This is a genomic window from Ruegeria sp. AM4 (assembly GCF_056540665.1).
The window spans coordinates 1-521 of sequence record NZ_JBQFXD010000045.1; the positions used below are offsets into that span (position 1 = coordinate 1).

Below are 521 nucleotides of genomic sequence, written 5' to 3' on the forward strand. Positions count from 1 at the left end.
TTCCGCGAGGGATGTTCTCTGTCAGAGCTCGTTACGCCTTGTGTCGTTCTTGACTATGCAACGCTTCCAGCAACAGGCGTCGCAAAACGCCCCCGCTCTTTTGACCCCTGCAATAATGAATTAGGCTCTGGCGTTCCCAATCACCGCCGCCGGTCGCGACGTGAGCTCATGGGCTGGAACGCCACGCCCACATGCGCCTCGCAATAGGGTTTGCCTGCTTCAACCGGCAGGCCGCAGAACCAGAAATCCTCGGTCGCGGGGTCGCCGACGGGCCATTTGCAGGTTTTCTCGGTCAGTTCCATCAGTGTCAGCTTCTTGGCCTTCTTCTCGATCTCATTGACCTTGGCCAGCGCCTCTGGGCTGATCTCGTTTGCCGAGGGCTGCGGCGGAAGTGGCTGACCGGCGGGGATGATCTGGCGGCGGGCGGGCACGGCGGGCTTCGCCTCAGCAGCTGGGGCAGGTGCGGGGCGCGCGGGTTCGGTCTTTGGTGCAGGTTTCGGCTTGGCCTCGGCCTTGGGCGC

The 521-nt window shown here is 63.1% G+C and carries 1 protein-coding gene; it reads right to left on the minus strand.

Features of this window, described 5'->3' with window-relative positions; genetic code table 11:
- Window positions 1–140: 140 nt before the first annotated feature.
- The coding region (locus tag ACR0JA_RS23680; protein WP_480580433.1) for a GcrA family cell cycle regulator at window positions 141–521 on the minus strand (381 nt) is incomplete at its 5' end.